Annotated in this window: 20 protein-coding genes; 13 read left to right on the top strand and 7 right to left on the bottom strand. The window is 51.0% G+C overall.

Translation table 11 applies throughout. The annotated features are described in order from the left end of the window. Positions 1 to 158: 158 nt before the first annotated feature. The 12 genes from DW47_RS0114045 to acpS all read left to right on the top strand — a co-directional run bounded on the left by DW47_RS0114045 (position 159) and on the right by acpS (position 10,584). A complete protein-coding gene (locus DW47_RS0114045) occupies positions 159 to 908 on the top strand; it encodes a tRNA1(Val) (adenine(37)-N6)-methyltransferase (RefSeq protein WP_029687058.1) in 750 nt (249 codons plus the stop codon). A gap of 388 nt (positions 909 to 1,296) precedes the next feature. Beyond that, entirely contained in the window at positions 1,297 to 1,872 is a 576-nt protein-coding gene (gene rpoE, locus DW47_RS0114050; protein WP_029687059.1) for an RNA polymerase sigma factor RpoE, read from the top strand. 29 nt (positions 1,873 to 1,901) lie between these two features. Further along, positions 1,902 to 2,555: an anti-sigma-E factor RseA gene (gene rseA, locus DW47_RS0114055; protein WP_029687060.1), complete on the top strand. Its 654-nt coding sequence runs from the start codon at positions 1,902 to 1,904 to the stop codon at positions 2,553 to 2,555. Then, positions 2,555 to 3,505 (top strand): sigma-E factor regulatory protein RseB, encoded by a 951-nt coding sequence (gene rseB / locus DW47_RS0114060; RefSeq protein WP_029687061.1) that lies wholly within the window; start codon positions 2,555 to 2,557, stop codon positions 3,503 to 3,505. The genes rseA and rseB overlap by 1 nt, the downstream gene beginning before the upstream one ends. 2 nt (positions 3,506 to 3,507) lie before the next feature. Then, on the top strand, positions 3,508 to 3,978 hold the full coding sequence (rseC, locus tag DW47_RS0114065) for a SoxR-reducing system protein RseC (protein ID WP_029687062.1): 471 nt from the start codon (positions 3,508 to 3,510) through the stop codon (positions 3,976 to 3,978). A 212-nt stretch (positions 3,979 to 4,190) separates the two neighbouring features. Beyond that, positions 4,191 to 5,990, top strand: a complete 1,800-nt coding sequence (gene lepA, locus DW47_RS0114070) for a translation elongation factor 4 (protein ID WP_029687063.1) — start codon at positions 4,191 to 4,193, stop codon at positions 5,988 to 5,990. Between the two features lie 9 nt (positions 5,991 to 5,999). Continuing rightward, a complete protein-coding gene (lepB, locus tag DW47_RS0114075) occupies positions 6,000 to 6,971 on the top strand; it encodes a signal peptidase I (protein WP_029687064.1) in 972 nt (323 codons plus the stop codon). A 133-nt stretch (positions 6,972 to 7,104) separates the two neighbouring features. Continuing rightward, a complete protein-coding gene (rnc, locus tag DW47_RS0114080) occupies positions 7,105 to 7,785 on the top strand; it encodes a ribonuclease III (protein ID WP_029687065.1) in 681 nt (226 codons plus the stop codon). Next, positions 7,782 to 8,687: a GTPase Era gene (era, locus tag DW47_RS0114085; protein ID WP_029687066.1), complete on the top strand. Its 906-nt coding sequence runs from the start codon at positions 7,782 to 7,784 to the stop codon at positions 8,685 to 8,687. Before rnc ends, era begins: the two co-directional genes overlap by 4 nt. A gap of 3 nt (positions 8,688 to 8,690) precedes the next feature. After that, positions 8,691 to 9,422, top strand: coding sequence for a DNA repair protein RecO (gene recO, locus DW47_RS0114090; protein WP_051150977.1), 732 nt, complete (start codon positions 8,691 to 8,693; stop codon positions 9,420 to 9,422). A gap of 50 nt (positions 9,423 to 9,472) precedes the next feature. After that, entirely contained in the window at positions 9,473 to 10,204 is a 732-nt protein-coding gene (gene pdxJ, locus DW47_RS0114095; protein ID WP_029687068.1) for a pyridoxine 5'-phosphate synthase, read from the top strand. Further along, complete coding sequence (gene acpS, locus DW47_RS0114100; RefSeq protein WP_029687069.1) at positions 10,204 to 10,584, top strand: holo-ACP synthase; 381 nt, start codon at positions 10,204 to 10,206, stop codon at positions 10,582 to 10,584. Before pdxJ ends, acpS begins: the two co-directional genes overlap by 1 nt. Positions 10,585 to 10,592: 8 nt before the next feature. Here the strand turns inward: acpS and DW47_RS0114105 are convergent, their stop codons facing one another. After that, positions 10,593 to 10,847, bottom strand: a complete 255-nt coding sequence (locus DW47_RS0114105) for a YfhL family 4Fe-4S dicluster ferredoxin (protein WP_029687070.1) — start codon at positions 10,845 to 10,847, stop codon at positions 10,593 to 10,595. A gap of 146 nt (positions 10,848 to 10,993) precedes the next feature. Continuing rightward, positions 10,994 to 11,824, bottom strand: coding sequence for a phytanoyl-CoA dioxygenase family protein (locus tag DW47_RS0114110; protein WP_029687071.1), 831 nt, complete (start codon positions 11,822 to 11,824; stop codon positions 10,994 to 10,996). A 297-nt stretch (positions 11,825 to 12,121) separates the two neighbouring features. Here DW47_RS0114110 and yfhb point away from each other — a divergent pair, with 297 nt between their 5' ends. Beyond that, entirely contained in the window at positions 12,122 to 12,757 is a 636-nt protein-coding gene (gene yfhb / locus DW47_RS0114115; RefSeq protein ID WP_029687072.1) for a phosphatidylglycerophosphatase C, read from the top strand. 23 nt (positions 12,758 to 12,780) lie between these two features. Here yfhb and DW47_RS0114120 read toward each other — a convergent pair whose 3' ends face one another. From DW47_RS0114120 to DW47_RS0114140, 5 genes are all read right to left on the bottom strand, one after another. Then, positions 12,781 to 13,737, bottom strand: coding sequence for a Csu type fimbrial protein (locus DW47_RS0114120; RefSeq protein ID WP_038027607.1), 957 nt, complete (start codon positions 13,735 to 13,737; stop codon positions 12,781 to 12,783). 2 nt (positions 13,738 to 13,739) lie between these two features. Then, a complete protein-coding gene (locus DW47_RS0114125) occupies positions 13,740 to 15,917 on the bottom strand; it encodes a fimbria/pilus outer membrane usher protein (protein WP_187325708.1) in 2,178 nt (725 codons plus the stop codon). Between the two features lie 179 nt (positions 15,918 to 16,096). Then, complete coding sequence (locus tag DW47_RS0114130) at positions 16,097 to 16,858, bottom strand: fimbrial biogenesis chaperone (RefSeq protein ID WP_029687075.1); 762 nt, start codon at positions 16,856 to 16,858, stop codon at positions 16,097 to 16,099. A 10-nt stretch (positions 16,859 to 16,868) separates the two neighbouring features. Next, a complete protein-coding gene (locus DW47_RS0114135; protein WP_241430768.1) occupies positions 16,869 to 17,366 on the bottom strand; it encodes a Csu type fimbrial protein in 498 nt (165 codons plus the stop codon). A gap of 37 nt (positions 17,367 to 17,403) precedes the next feature. Then, positions 17,404 to 17,973, bottom strand: coding sequence for a Csu type fimbrial protein (locus tag DW47_RS0114140; RefSeq protein ID WP_161606715.1), 570 nt, complete (start codon positions 17,971 to 17,973; stop codon positions 17,404 to 17,406). Positions 17,974 to 18,207: the final 234 nt, after the last annotated feature.

The raw sequence follows: 18,207 nt of genomic DNA on the forward strand, positions 1-18,207 counted from the left end.
GGACGGAATCTTCATCAATTGTCTGCGATTCAGTGTATAGGAAGTGTGCTTACAGAGGCGCGGGGCGGTTCTGTGCTGTTTTCCAGCGGCAATATTTTTTTCAGCCGGTTACACTGTGTGTAATGAGCCGTGGCACACAACGATGCAGGAGACAACGAATGCCGGGTACACATGCATTAAGGAAAAACGGGTTTACCTTCCGGCAGTTTTTTGTCGCACACGATCAGTGTGGCATGAAAGTGAGTACCGACGGAATTATTTTAGGGGCGGCGGCACCTTTACCGACTCAAGGACCGGTGTTGGACATTGGCAGCGGCAGCGGCTTAATTGCTCTGATGCTAGCTCAGCGGCTACAGACTGCCGGACAGGCTGTGACAGTGGAGGGCGTTGAGCTGGACGCTGCGGCGGTGAGACAGTCACGGCAGAATGTAGCGGAGTCTCCCTGGGCGGCGGCTATCCAGATCCACCAAGGGGATATTCTACAATGGGACCCTGCGTTCAGCCGCCGCTATGGACTCATCGTCAGCAATCCCCCTTATTTTTCCCCTGGGGTAGCTTGTCGTAACGATGCTCGTGCCACTGCCCGTTATACTGACAGCCTAACCCATGAGGCGCTTCTGGAAACGGCCCGTCAGCGGTTACTGCCGACAGGGCAGTTTTGTACTATTCTGCCAGTAGAGGCAGGAGAGTCACTGGTCACTTTGGCGGAGCAACAAGGCTGGTTTTTACGCGGTTTAACCCTTATCAGCGAACTGCCGCAGCGTAAAGCGCACCGCTTAATAAGTGTCTTGTCGCGTCAGCCGGGGGCGGTTACTCACCAGCAACTGATGATCCGTGATGACGTTCAGCAGTACTCTGCTGCTTATCGTCAGCTGACAGAGGCCTTTTATCTGCGTAAATCAGGTTAATCCCCCTGAATCTATCGACAGCCTCTATCCTTCGGGGAGAGTGTTTGGCATGAGGTCGTGGGTATAGAACTCATCTTTCTGTTCAGCCCAGCGTTGACGCCTCCAAATGCGCGGTGTTAAAGATGAAAAGTGGCGGGGGATAGGGTAACCTGCCGCCAGTGTTTTCGCTTTTGCGCGCAGTCTGAAGCAGACAGCGGCGCAAGTAGTGCAGGTTATCTGGCCGGAATGACCGGTGGAAGCTATGTTGACCGGTATTACCGGAACGTAGCGTAAGAAAATTGAACTTTTTTTAACGTTCTAGCTCCAAGAGGTTGCTTGCTCATAATGAATAAAGATGTGCTGGTGATTTATTGGGTATGGAACAAATTTTGTGGGGATACGACCTCGGATGAGCGAGCAGTTAGCAGACCAGGTTCTTGTTGAGCGCGTCCAGAAAGGAGATCAGAAGTCATTCAATTTACTGGTGCTTCGTTACCAGCATAAAGTGGCGGGTCTCGTGTCGCGTTATGTACCCCCGGGAGACGTACCGGATGTGGTACAGGAATCATTTATAAAAGCCTACCGCGCACTGGAATCGTTCCGCGGCGATAGCGCTTTCTATACCTGGCTATACCGGATTGCCGTCAACACCGCGAAGAACTATTTGGTGGCACAGGGACGCCGGCCGCCCTCTACGGATGTTGACGCTTCAGAAGCAGAAAATTTCGAAAGTGCAGGGGTTTTAAAAGAAATTTCGAACCCTGAGAACTTAATGTTGTCAGAGGAATTGAAACAAATTGTCTTTCGTACAATAGAAACATTACCTGAGGACTTGCGGATGGCAATTACTCTTCGTGAAATTGACGGTCTGAGTTACGAAGAGATTGCCGGGATCATGGATTGTCCGGTGGGAACCGTGCGTTCCCGTATTTTCAGGGCCCGTGAGGCTATTGATAACAAAGTTCAACCGCTGATCCAACGTTAATGATAGCGGCTACTCGAAAGGTAAAAGGCATGCAGAAAGAACAGCTTTCCGCGTTTATGGACGGTGAAGTCTTAGATAAGTCACTGCTGACATCTCTGGCCGATGACACTGAATTGCAGCAGCGCTGGGAAAGTTATCACCTGATCCGTGACACGATCCGCGGTGATCTCCCTGCGCAGATGCACTTTGATATCTCCGCTAAAGTGGCTGAAGCCATTGCAGAGGAACCGTTGCACAGCAATGTGTCGACCTTGATCCCTGAAGCACAGCCTGAGCCTTCACGCTGGAGCAAAATGCCGTTTTTCGGCAAAAAGCGTGCTTGGGCATCACAGCTGGTCCAGGCCGGTGTGGCCGCTTGTGTCTCGCTGGTGGTGATCATGGGTGTTCAACATTACGGCAGCAGCCAGCCTGGTCATGCCAGTGAAGGGTCCGACAGCCCGGCATTTAATACCTTGCCGATGATGGGCAAAGCGTCACCGGTAAGCTTGGGTGTGCCCTCCGATATCTTTGATGCTGGCTCGGCGTCGCGTCAGGTGCAGGAACAACAGCAACACGTTAATGCTATGCTCCAGGATTACGAACTGCAGCGTCGTCTGAATAACGATCAGTTCGAATCCGGCGTTCCTATGCAGGCGCAAGCTAGCGTACCGGGTAATCAGTCTCTGGGTATTCAGCAGCAGTAATGAAAAAACGTTTACTCCTTGCCGCCGCACTGGCCGGGTGTTTTACGTCTTCAGCATTTGCCACGGTGCAGAAACCTGTACCGGCGGCAATGCTTCAGCAGATGGAAAACGCCACGACCCACCTAGATTACGAACTGGCTTACATCAATGTCTCCCGACAGGGAATTGAGTCTCTGCGTTATCGCCATGCTTTGGTTGATGGCCAGACTTATGCCCAGTTATTACAGATGGACGGACCGCGCCGTGAAGTGATTCAGCGTGGTAACGACATCAGTTATTTTGAATCGGGTTTAGAGCCTTTTACCCTGCCAGGGGAACATATCCTCGATGGCCTGCCATCCATTCTCTACGCTGATTTCGCTCGCCTGCAAAATTACTATGACTTTATTCCTGTCGGCCGTTCCCGGGTCGCTGATCAGATGTGTGATGTATTGCGGGTGGTTTCTCGAGACGGTTCACGATTCAGCTACGTAATTTGGTTGGATTCTGATACCTCACTGCCGTTACGTGTAGATTTGCTTGACCAGGATGGAGAGCCTATCGAACAGTTCCGCGTGGTCAGTTTTGCAGTGGATAAAGGCGTCAGTAATCTGATGGCTGGCCTGAAAAGTGCTAATTTGCCACCGGTGCTTACTCTGCCAGAGGGCACCAAAGCCAGTTTTAACTGGACCGCACAATGGATACCGGCGGGAATGCAGATGATTTCCCAAACCCGCCGTCAGATGCCGAACTTAAATAAAGCATTTGAAACTCGGTTATACTCAGATGGGCTGTTTAGCTTTACGGTCAATGTCACCACGGCCGATAAAAACAGCCTGAACCAAACATTCCGCACTGGACGACGTACGATACAGATGGAAGTACGTAATAATAAGGAAATTAGCGTCGTGGGTGAATTACCTGCAGCTACGGCTAAACGTATTGCAGATAATGTTAATGTGGGTAACTGATTATGATGAAAGAATGGGCAACGGTGGCGTCATGGGAAAACGGTATCGCCACCTTACATACCGAAGCGAAGACGTCCTGTAATAGCTGCAACGCCCGCAAAGGCTGTGGTAGCCATTTGCTGAATAAGCTTGGGCCGGAGGACGCGGAAGTGATTAAGGTTGCCAGCCGCCAGCCACTGAAATCGGGCCAGCGAATTGAACTCGGTATTCGTGAAAGCAGCCTGCTTGGATCGGCGTTATTGGTCTATATGACGCCGTTAGTGGGGCTGTTTGCGGTTGCCGGTCTGTTTCAGGCGTTGTTTCACAGCGATCTGGCCTCTGCCTGTGGGGCATTGTTGGGTGGGTGCGGTGGCTTTATCCTGTCAAAAGGCATTGCTGCCATGATTGGCAGCAAAGAGGCTTTCCAGCCGGTGATCCTCAGTGTTGCCTTACCTCCAGATGCCTTGCGAGTCGATACCGCAAACTATGAGTGATGGCGGTTAGACTGGGGCCGACCTTTCTGTCAGCTACTGTCCCCCTTTCTGCATGAAATTACCCCCAGTCAGCGCCTTTCGTAGCGGGCGCTAACAGTGTAATATGCATCCTCATTAATGAGGCTGGCTCCACACGAGTCACAAGTGATGTGACTGATCATCTCTGTGCCCGGGTATTCAACAGACGTTTTTACGCGAAGATATTCATATAAATGAAGCATATAAGAAACTTTTCCATTATCGCGCACATCGATCACGGCAAATCGACACTTTCTGATCGCCTGATCCAGACTTGCGGCGGATTAACCGATCGCGAAATGGCTGCTCAGGTCCTGGATTCCATGGATCTGGAACGTGAGCGTGGTATTACCATCAAAGCGCAGAGTGTCACACTCGACTATACCTCTCCGGATGGTCAGGTCTATCAGCTGAACTTTATCGATACCCCGGGCCACGTTGACTTTTCTTATGAAGTGTCCCGTTCGCTGGCTGCCTGTGAAGGAGCACTGTTAGTGGTAGATGCTGGGCAAGGCGTTGAAGCTCAGACCTTGGCAAATTGCTATACCGCAATAGAAATGGACCTCGAAGTGGTCCCTGTCCTGAACAAAATTGATCTGCCAGCAGCAGACCCGGAGAAAGTGGCTCAGGAAATTGAAGACATTGTCGGGATTGATGCTACGGATGCAGTACGCTGTTCCGCTAAAACCGGCGTCGGTGTCCCGGAGGTGTTAGAACGTCTGGTACGTGACATTCCACCACCGGAAGGGGACCCAGAAGGTCCATTGCAGGCGCTGATTATTGATTCCTGGTTTGATAACTACTTGGGTGTGGTATCACTGGTCCGTATTAAAAGCGGCACCCTGCGTAAGGGTGAGAAAATTAAGGTGATGTCCACTGGCCAGCAATACAATGCTGACCGCTTGGGGATATTTACACCGAAGCGTGTCGACCGCACTGAATTGCATTGTGGTGAAGTAGGCTGGCTGGTGTGTGCGATCAAAGATATTCTTGGCGCGCCTGTAGGTGACACCCTAACCAGTGCCAAACATCCAGCAGACAAGGCGTTGCCAGGCTTTAAAAAAGTGAAGCCGCAGGTCTATGCCGGTCTGTTCCCTGTGAGCTCTGATGATTACGAAGCCTTCCGTGATGCCTTAGGTAAATTGAGCCTTAACGATGCCTCATTGTTCTATGAGCCGGAAAGTTCTACCGCGCTGGGCTTCGGTTTCCGTTGTGGCTTCCTGGGGCTGCTGCACATGGAAATCATTCAGGAGCGCCTGGAACGTGAGTATAACCTCGATCTGATCACTACAGCCCCGACGGTGGTTTATGAGGTGCAGACCACTGATGGCGGTATCGTCTATGTCGATAGCCCGTCTAAGCTGCCGCCGCTGAACAATATCGAAGAATTGCGTGAGCCGATTGCTGAATGTCATATGCTGCTGCCACAGGAGTTCTTGGGTAATGTGATCACGCTCTGTATCGAGAAGCGTGGCGTGCAGACCAACATGGTCTACCACGGTAACCAGGTTGCGCTGACCTATGAAATCCCTATGGCGGAAGTGGTGCTCGATTTCTTCGATCGCCTGAAATCGACCTCTCGTGGTTATGCATCCCTAGATTATAATTTCAAACGCTTCCAGGCCTCTGATATGGTAAGGGTTGATGTCCTGATCAACTCCGAACGTGTAGATGCGCTGGCACTGATCACTCACCGTGATAACTCGCAGTATCGCGGACGTGAATTTGTCGAGAAAATGAAAGAATTGATCCCGCGTCAGCAGTTTGATATCGCGATTCAGGCGGCGATCGGTAACCACATTATTGCCCGTTCTACGGTTAAACAGCTGCGTAAAAACGTACTGGCAAAATGTTATGGCGGTGACGTCAGTCGTAAGAAGAAACTGTTGCAGAAACAGAAAGACGGTAAAAAACGCATGAAGCAGGTCGGGAATGTTGAGCTCCCGCAGGAAGCGTTTTTAGCCATTCTGCACGTAGGCAAGGACACTAAATAAGGACTTGGCATGGCAAATATGTTTGCACTGATCCTGGCACTGGCAACCCTGCTAACCGGCATCATTTGGTGCATCGATAAATTTAAGTGGGCACCAGCTCGCCGTTTGAAACAGCAACAGGCGCAGGCACAGACAGGTAACGGTCTGGATAACAGTGCGGTGAAAGCCATCGACCGCAAACCCGGTTGGGTTGAAACGGCAGTGTCGGTATTCCCGGTATTATTTGTCGTTTTTGTCGTGCGCTCTTTTATATTTGAACCGTTCCAGATCCCGTCGGCATCGATGATGCCGACGCTGTTGATCGGCGACTTTATTTTAGTGGAGAAGTTTGCTTATGGTCTGAAGGATCCTATCACCCAGACCACGCTGATCCCAACCGGTCATCCGCAGCGCGGGGATATCGCGGTATTCAAATACCCGAAAGATCCCAGTGTTGATTACATCAAGCGAGTCATTGGTCTACCAGGGGATAAAATTGTCTTCGATCCTTTAAGCAAAACTCTGACCATCACCCCTGGATGCGGAGAAGGGCATTGTGGTAACGCCGTGCCGGTAACGTATTCCGACATGGAACCGAGTAAATTTATTCAGACCTTTAGTGGTTTCGATGGTAATGAAGTGGGTAATGGCTTCTATCAGGTGCCTCAGGACCAGACCATGAAAGGTGGCCTGCGTTTAGGGACCCGTAAAGAGACTCTCGGCGATGTGACCCATAATATTCTGCTGATTAACCAAGCGCAGAGCCAAGTCGGTCAGTATTATCAGCAGCCGGGTCAGCAGCCAGCAACTTGGGTGGTTCCTGCCGGTGAGTACTTTATGATGGGGGATAACCGTGATAACAGTGCTGACAGCCGTTATTGGGGCTTTGTGCCTGAGAAAAACTTGGTAGGTAAAGCAGTTGCTATCTGGATGAGCTTTAACAAGCAGGAAGGCCAATGGCCAACCGGCGTCCGCCTTAGCCGTATCGGCGGTATTCATTAAGTTGTATTGTGGGCCCGCCTTGCGGGCCTTGTTTCTTACCTTGGCACAGTGCCACTGCACAGGAAACAGAGAGAGCTGCTTCAGCCCTGTTCCCTGTGCAGAGTAACAGACGTAAAAAGAAGACTGGAAACGCATGAACCCCATCCTGATTAATAAGCTCCAGCGCAAACTGGGCTATACTTTTTCTCAAGCAGAATTACTACAGCAAGCGTTAACCCATCGCAGTGCCAGCAGTAAACATAATGAACGTCTTGAATTTCTGGGAGATTCAATTCTGAGTTATGTGATTGCTAATGCCTTATATCAGCGTTTTCCACGCGTCGATGAAGGGGATATGAGTCGTATGCGTGCGACCCTGGTGCGGGGAAATACGCTGGCCGAAATGGCTCGCGAGTTTGAACTGGGTGAATGTTTACGTCTGGGGCCGGGAGAACTGAAAAGCGGTGGTTTTCGCCGTGAATCGATCTTGGCTGATGCCGTCGAAGCGCTGATTGGCGGGATTTTCCTCGACAGTGATATCCAGCAGATCGAAACACTTATCCTTAACTGGTATCACAGTCGCCTTGAGGCAATAAGCCCAGGTGACAAACAGAAAGACCCGAAAACTCGCCTGCAGGAGTTTCTGCAGGGCCGTCACCTGCCATTGCCTTCTTACTTGGTAGTACAGGTGCGCGGGGAAGCCCATGATCAGGAATTTACGATCCATTGCCAAGTGAGCGGCATGGATGACGCGGTGGTAGGCGTAGGTTCCAGCCGCCGCAAAGCAGAACAAGCAGCCGCCGAACAGGCGCTGATTAAGTTAGGAATTGAATGAGCGAACAAACACCCCATTGCGGTTTTATCGCAATCGTTGGTCGGCCTAATGTCGGCAAATCCACCCTGCTGAACCAATTACTGGGGCAGAAGGTTTCTATCACCTCGCGGAAGCCACAGACCACCCGCCACCGTATTATGGGTATCGATACCCGTGATAACTATCAGGCGATCTACGTGGATACCCCAGGCCTGCATATGGAAGAGAAGCGGGCGATCAACCGCCTGATGAACCGTGCAGCGAGCAGTTCAATCGGTGACGTTGAGCTGGTGATTTTTGTGGTGGAAGGGACGCGCTGGACCGACGATGACGAAATGGTGCTCGGTAAACTGAAAGCCGGTAAAGCGCCAGTGCTGCTAGCGATCAACAAAATTGATAATCTGCAAGATAAGTCGATTCTGCTGCCACATATCCAGACCTTAGCGCAGAAAATGAACTTTATGGATGTGGTGCCGATCTGTGCTGAAGACGGCAAGAACGTGGATACCATCGCCTCCATCGTGCATAAACTGTTACCGGAAGCGGAGCATCACTTCCCGGAAGAGTATGTCACTGATCGTTCACAGCGCTTTATGGCCTCTGAGATCATCCGTGAAAAATTGATGCGTTTCCTGGGGGCAGAATTGCCTTACTCGGTGACGGTTGAGATCGAGCAGTTCGTCAGCAATGATCGCGGCGGCTATGATATCCATGGTCTGATCCTGGTCGAGCGTGAAGGCCAAAAGAAAATGGTGATCGGTAACAAAGGTTCCCGTATCAAGACTATCGGTATCGAAGCGCGTCGTGATATGGAGCAGATGTTTGAAGCAAAAATTCACCTTGAGCTGTGGGTGAAAGTAAAATCCGGCTGGGCAGACGACGAACGTGCGTTACGCAGCTTGGGTTACACTGACGATCTCTGATCAATGGAAGGCTGGCAACGCGCCTTTGTGCTGCATAGTCGCCCTTACAGCGAAACCAGCCTACTGTTAGATCTGTTTAGTGAAAATGAAGGGCGGGTGCGGGTACTGGCGAAAGGTGCCCGTTCCAAACGTTCCCAACTTAAGGGAACACTACAGCCTTTCACCCCTTTGCTGGCCCGTTGGTCCGGCAAAGGGGAAATGAAAACCCTACGCAGTGCCGAAGCGATTTCCCTAGCATTGCCGTTGACAGGGACCTACCTTTACTGCGGCCTGTACGTCAACGAGCTGCTGTCCCGGGTGTTGGGGCAGGAGATCCCTTTCTCTGAACTGTTTTTTGATTACCTCTACTGCTTACAGGGACTGGCCGCTGCCAGTGGTACCCCTGAACCGGTGTTGCGCCGTTTTGAGTTGGCAGTGCTGGGTCATCTCGGTTACGGGGTCGATTTCCTACACTGCGCCGGCAGTGGCGAACCTATCAGTGATAGCATGACCTACAGTTACCGCGAAGAGAAAGGCTTTATTGCCAGTATGGTCCTGAATCAGCGCAGTTTTACCGGTCGGCAGCTGATGGCGCTCTATGACCGACATTTTCCCGACAGTGATACCCTCAAAGCGGCAAAACGTTTTACACGTATGGCCTTAAAGCCTTATCTTGGGGGTAAACCGTTAAAGAGCCAAGAATTGTTCCGGCAATTTACGTCACCTGTCGGTCCGCGTGCCCCAAAAAGCGAATAGTGGGTAGTGCGGGCAGTACGTTATCACCTATTTCAAGATTGAGGATTGTCATGACGGAGTTACTGTTAGGGGTCAATATCGACCATGTTGCCACCTTAAGAAATGCACGCGGGACCCGCTATCCGGATCCGGTGCAGGCAGCATTTATCGCCGAGCAGGCCGGCGCCGACGGGATCACCGTACACTTGCGTGAAGATCGCCGCCATATCACTGACCGAGATGTGCGCTTGCTTCGCGAGACGTTACAGACGCGAATGAACCTCGAAATGGCGGTGACGGAAGAGATGCTGACTATTGCCTGTGAAACCCGTCCGCAGTTTTGCTGCTTGGTCCCAGAGAAACGCCAAGAGGTTACCACCGAAGGCGGCCTGGATGTTGCCGGACAACAGCAAAAACTTAATGATGCGGTACGCCGTCTGGCAGATGCCGGTATCCTGGTGTCGCTGTTTATCGATCCAGACAGACAGCAAATTGATGCTGCGGTCACCGCCGGTGCGCCTTATATCGAATTACACACTGGGGCGTATGCCGAAACCGAAGAGGGTCCGCAGCGCGACGCCGAGTTGATGCGTATCCGTGAGGCTGCCGAATACGCTGATTCTCGTGGGCTTAAGGTCAATGCGGGACACGGTTTAACTTATCATAATGTCCTGCCGATTGCGGCCATCCCACAAATGTATGAGCTGAACATCGGCCATGCAATCATCGGTCAGGCGGTGATCAGTGGATTGGCGTCCGCGGTTAGCGAGATGAAAACGCTACTGAGAGAAGCACGTCGCTAATGGCCATTGTCGGACTGGGGACAGATATCGTCGAAATTGATCGCATTCAGCAAGTGATCAGTCGCTCCGGCGATCGCTTGGCAAAGCGGGTATTGACTGACTTTGAATGGCAACAATATCAGCAACACCATCAGCCGGTACGTTTTCTGGCAAAACGTTTTGCGGTCAAAGAGGCGGTGGCTAAGGCCTTCGGTACCGGTATTCGGGGGGGGCTTGCCTTCAATCAGTTTGAAGTGTTTAACGATGTTTTGGGTAAGCCATGCTTACGCTTTTTTGGTCAGGCAGAAAGCCTGGCCGGTACGCTCGGTGTGCAACATGTCCATGTGACGCTAGCGGATGAACGGCGCTATGCCTGCGCCACGGTAATATTGGAAAACTGACCCGCGACTCAGGGCGTATGCCAGAGAGTGACAAATTTCTCCCATAGCGCGTCCTGGGTTTCAGTCTGCTGTGGATCGGTAATGATAGTGTTGTTGATCGGGCAGACACTCTGACAGGTCGGAGCATCATAGTGGCCGACACATTCGGTGCAGCGGTCAGCATCGATCTGATAAATCCGCTCTCCCATCGAAATAGCCTGGTTCGGGCACTCTGGTTCGCACATATCGCAGTTAATACACCGCTCTGTAATCAATAATGCCACGTCTGTCAGTTACCTTACGCTCTGTCTGGCGGCTATCGGAAGCCTGTTTTCTCAGGAGCGCACTCTAGCATATATACGTTTAAAGCCCAATAAACACCTGCTATAGGTAGGGGTAATACCCCCTATTCATCAGGGGGGAGTTGGGCTCAGGCAACTTTTTGCGGTGGCCAGACTTGCGGGAATAAAGGCGAGTTAAGCGGTTCTCCGTGTTTTAGGGTCAGTTCCGGGAACGGCGGGGAGGTCACGCCACCCCGATCGACAAAGGTGGCATCATCGCCGACCCAGCGCGCCGAAAATACTCTTCGGGAACGTGCGGAGGCATTGCCCGCAGCACCATGCAGCGTCCGGTAGTGAAAAGCGACCGCATCCCCAGGCTCTACTGCCCAACTGACAATATCGTAGTCATCGGCATGCGCCTCAATATCCGGTATCTCTTTGAAACGATTGTGTTCGTATAAGCGGCTACCGTTAAATCGGGTTGGACTGAACTCATCTTCCCACAAATGTGAGCCACGAATGCAGCGCAAAGAGATTGCTTGCTCAACCGGGTCTAATGGGATCCACAAGCTAACATTTTGCCGCCCTTCGACGCAGTAGTAAGGTTGGTCATGGTGCCACGGGGTAACGGTGCTGCCACCTGGTTGTTTAACCAGCGTATGTTCGTGAAAGAAGCGGGCGGTACGCGACTGCATCAATTGCGCGGCAATCTGTGCCGCAGGGGAGTGAAACACAAATTCTTTAAAACTGGGGATCCGCGACCAGTTACAGTAATCCTGGAAAAAAGGAGCTGACCCGTCGGTGGGGACTACGGTACGGGCAAAGCCGTACTCACTCGGGTTGGCCATTAACTCGGCGACGCCTTTTTCCAGGGGGGCGACCCAATCTTTGAATACCCCTTTCAATACGACTACGCCATCTTTCTGAAAGGTCTGTACGGTCTGTTCATCGATCTGTGGAGAGATTTTATGCTCGTTCATAGGATTTTCCCGGAGGTGAAACACATCCTAGTCTGCTGCAAATCCTGTACCCTTCACCGTCAGTCAGGCACAGCATTTTTATTGAGCCAGACAATAGTAAAGGTTATCTCTTTCTGAATACTGGTTTTTTTCGAGGAAATCTTCAGCGAGTGATGTGAAAGCAGGCATAATCCGTATCGAAATGCCATACTGTTGATCGGCACCGGAGGTACATACTGCACTGGTATTGTGCTGTATTGTCGCTGGGCTTTCCCTGAAAAAGATCAGCCGGGAACAGTCAGCCAGGAGTCCCCCTAAATGAGCGAGCAAGTAAGACGAATTGTGTTTTTTGACCTTGATGGCACCCTGCATAAGCAGGACCTGTTTGGCTGTTATCTACGGGATACGCTACGCCGTCAACCGTTGAATCTATTACTGGTGATCCCGTTACTGCCGGTGATTTTATTGGCCATGTTGGTAAAAGGGCGTGCAGCCCGCTGGCCGATGAGTGTTTTACTGTGGGCGGTGACCGCCGGTCATGGCGAGCAGTTGTTACAACAGCGGGAATGGGAATTTTGTCAGCGGTTTCGTCAGCAGGTGGTGCCGTTCCTTGGCGTTCGCCAGCGGCTGGATGACTATCTGGCCGCCGGGGATGCCGATGTCTGGCTGATCACCGGCTCTCCGCAATCGTTAGTTGAAACGGTCTATCAGGATGCGACCTTCCTCCCAGCGGTGAACTTGATTGCCACCCGTATCGAGCGCCGCTTTGGCGGGCGGGTACTGAGCCTGCGTTGCCTGGGGGAAGAGAAAGTGCGCCAGCTTGAGAGCCGTCTCGGTCAACCCCTAGAGCTGTTCAGCGGCTACAGCGACAGTCACCACGATAACCCGCTGTTGGCTTTCTGCCAGCACCGTTGGCGCATCACCCCAGCCGGTGAGATCCAACAACTCGAATAGAGCAGTATATCGCTTTTCCTTGGTCAATAGGAGACGGTGACGGTGACGGTATCAGAGTATGTTCCAGCAGGTTCATTAACTTGCTCTGGGTTGATACCGGCCGTGTAATTGACCGATTGAGAGGCCCCGGTTCCGGTCTCAGCATTATTGATTTCAGGTGTCCATGCCGAGCCGTCAGATTGATAGATCTGATACTGCAGGTAATCTGTTGTACCATTGATAACAGACGACATTTGCCGCCAGTTGCCTACTGTCGGATTACTGCCAGTCAGACTCACGGTGTAGGCTGCATTTTTGGTGCAGCGCACGGTTAATGCGCCCGATACGCTGGAAAAGTCAGCGGGGAGTGCTGCACTGCCGAAATTGATATCCGGAGCCTCTTGGATAATACAGTCGTTGGTTACAACCATCGTCAGCGTAATGGTCGAACTAGAACTGCCGCTGGTATTGACGCAGATTAGAGATATCCCGAGCTGACACTCTGTATAGGTCCAATTGATATTCAAGGTATCGGTATAGGTCCCTGCCGGAACATTGATACCGGCATTGGTATGAAAGTAAAATGGCAATGTACCATCGGCGGCATCAAACAACCCCAGCAGTCCGAGGAGTGTGGTAGTGCTCCAAGTAATAGTATTACCCACCGTATAGGGTGTTGAGCACTGGGAGTCAGAGCAGATAGAATAGGGTATAGCGCTCCCCGTCGTTGCATCGACCATTTGTGGCGAGCCATCGCTTTCGCCAGCAGAGGAGACAATTGCCGCAGTAATAGTGGTTGTCCCGAGTACGCTGAGCGCCGCGCCGCTGCAAGTAAAGCCAGACCCTGTCTCTACCGTCTCGGACGAATTATCTAAGGTAAATGAGCTTAGGCTGCCAAAGCTGCCGCTGGTGCTACTTGCGCTACAATCAGCAAAGCACTGCCAAGAAAAGCAAAGAAGTACTAAGGCAATGCCTGTTTGGATAACGTCTCGCAGGTGCATAATTATTCTCCAGGTGTAGAGGTATACCGGCACCTGACCGGACCGATTTCTGCAGGGACATGGGTGACTTCAGGTAAATCAAAGACTACCTGGCAACTGACAGGCAGCCCTTCAACGCTGACCTTATTGTGCCTACCCAAATGTGATAGCCAGGCTTGTCCACCGTAGCCGATAACCGAACGATTCCCAGTAGAGTCGTCTAAGACCGACGTTCCTGGAGGGAGTGGGGTGTTACTCTGATCAACAAAGGTAATCAGTGCCGAGCGTACGCGTTTTATATCAAATCTGACAATCGCACCGCTGCCTCCACGAACGGCAATTTTTTTCTCAGGCGTCATAATTTCGGTATCCGCCGGGAAGTTGAGGGGATTGAGGGTTAATTTTCCAGGATACCAGGAAGACACCCATGGAATTAAAATATGGCCGTGTTTATCCGTAGTGCCTACTTGACGGTTTTCATAACTGACTTCCGCCCCTGGGAATCCTGAGGTATCAGCAATAATAAAGGCATCGTTAATACTTCTCGAAAAAAAGAGGTCATTATCCATGGCCACGACAGAGCCACTCGCTTCCAGCCATTGAGAGTGGTCGACGGTATTTTGATACACCCCTGTACTTAATGTGGAATAGCGATTGACCCACTTGATAGCCGCCTGTGGGTCGCTAGGCTGTGTCAGGGAGCGGGAGAGAGTCCAGCCTAATCCTCCGTTTAACGGGGCCGTATGGCTATAACTGAATCGTTGAGTGAGTTTATGGTCCGCCAGCTGTTCAGTGCTGCTGTTAAGCGTATTATTACTACCCCAAGAAACCAGTAACTGTAACGCGCCAGTCACTGAGTGTTGACTGAAGTTATCATTGAGACTCAACCCTAAGCTGGCGTGACTTCCCAATGAATGGCTCCATGAGAGATTTCCCAGTCGTGTCTCAGAACTATCGCCTGCTCGAATTGCAAAATACGCCAACCCTACCGTGCCAAAGTTTCTGATAGGAGGAGACAGGCTCAGTGTCGCTTGATCTGATTGACGACTGGTTTGGCTGGCAGTTCCGTCATCGGATAAGTCACTGTAATGATTATCAGTGCGGATATGTTGAAGATTTAGTCCCCAGTAGGTACTGTAATATGACCAACCGGCAGTATATTGATTACCCTGATAATTTCGCGGGGTCTTGCTGTGGCTGACGGAGAGACTCAATGTCCCCAGATTACCGGGGGTTATATCTGTTCCCGTTCCTGCTAGCATGAGCTGGCTATCACCTTCCCCATGGAAAGAAGCGGTCAGGTGATTATTGATCCCGTAACGGTAAATCGTACTTATAGCTCCGCTGCCGTAGTCATCGCTAGCCAGACCATAATTACGGCGTAATACCCCTGCCGACATATCAAAATCGCTCAACCCTTTTGCCAGCAAGGTATTGGACACATAAAAAGGCAGGGTAGTTGAAACCTGCCTACCTAGGGCATCGGTCGTGACGACGGTTGCCTGGCCCGCCCCGTTGATAAACGGTACATCAGTCAGGTTATAAGGCCCCGCATTAACTGTATTGCGGCTGGCTTTGTAGCCGTTGATAAATAAATCGACAGTCCCCGGTACCGCAGCGGAGCCACTGAGGTTGAGTAGTGGATAAGTCACAAGGTCGGGTCTTACTGAAAAATCTCGGCTAATACGCAATCCAGCCATCCTCACGGAGTGGCTCCAGGTGAGAGAATTACTAATAAAATCCCCAGCCTGATAGCTTATCAGTCGCTGTGTATCGCTATATTTCCACTGTGTATCGTATCGCAGGTACCCGCGCGGCGGCTGAGTCATGCCATTGTCGGTGATCCGCCAGATACCGCTTTGCGAAAAGGTTCCTGCGTGGCCGAATAGTCGTGCTTCAAGGTAAGTCGATGTTGATCGCGAGGTGTGTTGTGACGTTTGGCTGTAGCTATCGTAATTCAGTAACAGACCACGGCTTGCTACCGGCCGCAGATGTGCCAGGTCAGACTGTTGTGTCAAATACTGGGTCGGCAACCATGAGTCCGGTACTCTGAGGTTAAGTTGCTGAGCGGCACTGTTATAGTCAACGGTGACACCCGCTAAACGATTAACGTCTATGTGTTGCTTGTCCCTAGAAACTGGGAAATGATTTTTTCTCAACACCCTGCTATCAATGAAATAGTGCTGATCTTTAACGAGCACCGGGACGAGTTCCGGGGATAGGTTTCCGTTTACTGATAAGCGCAAATAAAGCATATAACTGGTTGGTTGCCTCAGAGCGCTAATCGGAGGGGGTAACTGATTGTACTCTTCGGCGCTGCTGAGCACCGGTAGCGTAAAAGTCGCCGTAAAGACCAGAGGAGGAATAACGCTGCGCATGGTTATTCAGCCGCGGAAAGAGGTACCGGATTTACATTATCGGCCAAGCGGCTGAAAAGACGAGCGCCAATCGGCAGGCTAGCGGGGTCTGGAAAGCTTACTGTTTGGCCTGGTAGGACATAACCCAGAAACCCTTTTGCCAAGTAAACGGTCGTACCCGAAGTCCCCGCGGAAAAATAGGTATCACTTAGCCTGGCATGACTGCGGCCATTATTAGTGATCAGTAGACGATTATGGTTTGCTTGACGCTGCAGTTGCCAGCGTAGGTGCTGTTGTATCTGCGTGACCGGACCGTTCTGGCTGAGGGGCGATAACCCGTGACCATAGGAAAATAACGGTAAAACGTAGCGCATGCGCATAATTAACCCCGCCCCATTTTTTGGCTGGTCAAGTGAGGGAGCCACGGGGATTTCATCAATCACGATGCGATAGGCCATTTCTGTATTCACCGCCGGTGTATTAAGACGGATAAGACGCGCAACCTGTCGCTGACCAGCCTGAATAGTGACAAAGGGTGGGCTGGCAATAATCTCTTTCTGATCGGCATAGACGTCAGAGGAGTTTCTTTGTGCCCATTTAAATATTCTTATCTGTAGAGTGACCGGAGCATTGCCTTTATTCTGTAGCCATAATTCCGAGCCGCTCTGGGATGCTGCAATATTTTGAAAAATTGGCCATACCAGAATAGCGCTAGCGGCGTGACTGACCAGAGGGATAACGCTAAGTAGCAAGGTGAATACGATTAAAAGGCTATTTTTTTTCATTATGTTCTTTTTAATAGGTCAGCGTGACCGTGACTGTATCTGAATAAGTGCCTGCGGCGGGTAGGCCTGAGACGGCATAAAGGCGGCCATAGACAGTATAGGTTTGGGTGGTGCTTGGAAATGACGCAATACTGTAGGCCTGTTCCCCCGTTCCCCAGACATTGCTATAGCTTGCATCCTGATAAAGCTGATAACCCAGCGTAGTGCTGGTGGCGCTATTTTCCATATAGCGTCGCGCAGAGCTACCATTGTGTATGCCATAATCTAACGCAATAGAGACGGCAAGGCCGGGAGTACAGGTGACGATGACCGAACCTGCCCCTGCTGAGCTGGCGACATCCACATTTTCTGAAATGGATGACATCGAACCAAAGCTCAGTGTTCCGAAATCATTCACCGACTGAGTGTTATTGGTGCCTAATGCACATCCACTGGTGATCACCGACGAGACCGTAAAACTGCTGGTTGTCGTCGCCGCCAACAGCGGACTCACGGGGACCACCATCATCAGGGGTAAATAAAATCGGAACACCCTCATTCCGTGACTACCAGGTCAGTGTTGCGGTAATAGTGTCGGTATATGTCCCAGAATCAGGAGAAGTAGAGCTTTGATCCCCTGGACGAATTTGGGCATAGATCGGCACTGTCAGAGCGGTTTCGTCTGCGGTGAGACTGATGGCGCTGCCTGGTGTAATTTCTTTGCTGTAAGCCGAATCAGAATATAAACGATAAGGGATAACAGAGGTTGAGCTAGTGCTGGTCGAATTCGTCATGGTCCGCAGACTTTGGGCATTCTCATGTAGCCCGCCATCAAGGGTCAGGCTAGGGGATAGGTCACTGGTGCAAGTGATAGCCAGTCCGGTGCCGCTAGCCTCACCCGTTAAGCTGCCATCAATCACCGAAGAAAGATCGGCATAGGTACCAAAATCAATGCTTCCCCAGTTATTGGTACCTTCGGTGGCGGTACCATTGCTCACGGTACACCCGTCAGAAATACTGACCTGAACACCAATCTGCCCCGTTAAGGTTCCGTCAGTTGTGGCCGCCGTGGCGGGTAATGATATTGCGCAGCAAGTCACTGCACAGCCGAATGCTATCAGGAGGTGTTTCTTCATTTTCATTTGCTGACCTTTGTGTAGTGAAAACATTAATGTAATAACCCCTAGCCATCATGTAGTTGACAGGGTTTTTGAACCAAATTACTGGTGGAAAGCAAAAGGAAAGCTATTAACTTAATGTAAAAATAGGTTTTTTGTATTTGTTTATTTATTTACAATCTAACATTACCCTAATTTATTTGTTAATTAAATTAATGTAAATATTTTTATTTCATATACTAGGGGTTATTC

Source organism: Tatumella saanichensis (assembly GCF_000439375.1).
Classification (GTDB): Bacteria; Pseudomonadota; Gammaproteobacteria; order Enterobacterales; family Enterobacteriaceae; genus Tatumella; species Tatumella saanichensis.